We start from the raw sequence: 2,426 nt of genomic DNA, 5'->3' as shown, positions 1-2,426 counted from the left end.
GGTTGGTCACTCCTTGACGGTATCCGGGGTGGGGGCACGCTCGGCGAGGGCCTTGAGCGCGGCAGGGTGACCCATGTCGGCGGCTTTGCGGTACCAGGTTGTCGCTTCGTCGGGCTTGCCTTGCTTTTCGAGGAGGGTGGCGAGGCGGTAGGCGCCGTAGGAGTCGCCGACTTCGTAGCCCTTCTCGTAGTACTTACGGGCCAGGGCCACCCGTCGCCGCTTTTCCAGTACGACGCCGCGGTGCGTGTTGTCCAACGAGTAGGCGGCGGTGGACGCGAAGTACTCCTCGACAGCGTCCAGGGAGAGCGGGCCCTTGTACGTCTCCGTCAACAGCGCCGCCGCCCATTCGTCTCCCGCTTCCGCTGCTCGGGTGAGCCATACGCGGGCGGTCTCATGCTCGCTCATCACGAGGTGGAACACACCCGCGCTTCTGGCGACCTCGGCATACCCCTGTCTCTCCGCCGCGAGATAGCAGTCGCCCGCCGCGTCGAGGTCCCCGTCGGCGAGAAGCAGATCCCCCAGGTGGTGGGCCGCCTCCGGATTCCCCAACTTCGTCGCCGTACTGAACAACTTGGCGGCCCGGTCCCGAAGCAGCTTGCCCAGCAGTGTGGCCGCCTCGTGGTCTCCGGCCTCGGCGGCCAGCTCCAGGTAGGGCTCCGCCTCCTTGTTCTCACCGCGCTCCACGAGCAACCGCCCGACATGCCCGGCGGACTCCGCCCGACCGGTGTCCGCGGCCCGCCGGAACCACGACTCGGCGTCCTCCCACGCCCCGAGGACCTCGTCGAGAAGACCCAGGCTGTGCATGGCCTGACCGTCCCCCGCCTCGGCCTCCCTGAGAAACGCCCGCCGGGCCCCGGCCGTCACCTCGACCTCGTACGTCGTCTCTCCTGGCACCGCCGCCAGCGCATGTCTCCACACCCAGCCGGCAACGGGCGGGAACCCCTCGTCCTGCTCCGCCGTGTGCACGAAATACGGCAGCACCCCCCAGTACGGCGCCTTCTTCCGCTCGCTGCGATTCAACATCCGCAGCACCCCGTACTGCTCCCGCCCGGCCCACTCGAAGGCCTCCTCCAGGGGCTCCCGCTCCAGCCCCGCGATCCCGTACCCCTCGTGCACGGTCACCAACAGGTCCTGGGGCAAGGGCCCTTTGAGCCCGCACCGCGCCAGATCCAACGCAGCCCGCAGCAGCGCATGGGCCCGGGGATGCCGCCCAGGATTCCGGTCACGCTGCCAGTCGTTCCAGAAACGGTGACCGATGGTGAGGTAGGCAGGGACGCCTGTCGTGCCGCTCTCGCGGACGGCCTCGACGAGCCGTGGGTCCTTCGTATCCTCCGCGCGCTTCAACTCCGCCGCTTCCCACGCCATGGGAAGTTCGACAGTGTTCGCCAGGTCCAGCAACCGTCCCGGCGCAGACGTCCGGACATAGGTGTCGTACACCTCTTCCCGCATCGTCGCGAGAACGACCGCCTCCAGCCCGGTCAACTGGGCCAGCAGCCGCGGCTCCAGGCCACCGGTCCCCAGATGCCCGTCGAGGTCGTCGAGCCAGACGACGCACCGTTCGGTCCGGCCCCGGAGCGACCCGGGCAGCTTCCGCAGGTCTTCGCCTTGGGCGGGCGCGAACACCCGGTGCTCGGGGACCACTTGGGCCATCGCGGCCAGCGCGGTACGAGACTTGCCCGTGTACGCCTGCCCGAGGACGATCACCAACCCGCCCTCCGAACGCGCCTGCTCCAACGCCGAGTTGACCATCCTGTCCTGATTCCTGCCCACGTACGGCGGCAGCGCGGGCAACCCCTTCACCCGCCGGGTCGGCCGCACGCCGTGCATGAGCGGCTCTACGTCCATCGCCAACGGCCAGTCCAGCGGACCGGGTTGAGCGTCGCCCGGGGGCGGGGCGCCGTACGTGTTTCGCACGTGCTGAACACCGACGACCTGTCCGTTGAAGATGCCGCTACGGAAGTCGAAGAGGTCTCCGCCGGTGGGCTCGGGCAGCAGGGGCAGGCCCGTCGGCCGGTCGGGGTCGGGAAGTTCTCCGGCTTCGGGCCGGTGCAACGCGGTCTGGCTCAACCGGTCGATGAGGGCGCGGAGTTCGTAGGCCGCCTGGGGGCCCGGCCGCAGTAGGACTCCCTCGCGCAGCTGATCACGCCACAGCGCCGTCAGCCCCTTACGAAAGGGCAATCCCGTCCCCGGGTCGACGCCGGCGATGTCCTGGGCGTAGACGTCCAATCCACGCCGTCTGAACCAGCCGACGAAGTCGTCCTGGACCGTTGCCCAGTCGGCCGAACCCAACCCCTCCGCCAACAAATCGGCCGCCTCGCCGGCCAGCCGCTCCAACTCCCCGTCGTCCACGCACTCCCCCACACCCGAAACCGTCCCTGAGCCAACGGTACTGAGCCCACGCCCCCAGATCCGCCCCTCGGACCCAC

Annotated in this window: 1 protein-coding gene; it reads right to left on the bottom strand. The window is 69.6% G+C overall.

The window, feature by feature from the left end:
- Positions 1-6 precede the first annotated feature (6 nt).
- Complete coding sequence (locus AC31A1_RS50170) at positions 7-2,361, bottom strand: hypothetical protein (RefSeq protein ID WP_489659721.1); 2,355 nt, start codon at positions 2,359-2,361, stop codon at positions 7-9.
- Positions 2,362-2,426: the final 65 nt, after the last annotated feature.

The organism is Streptomyces sp. P5F9, from assembly GCF_057961495.1.
The sequence above is the reverse complement of the archived record's forward strand: the minus strand, read 5'-3'. Positions and strand labels throughout refer to the sequence as shown.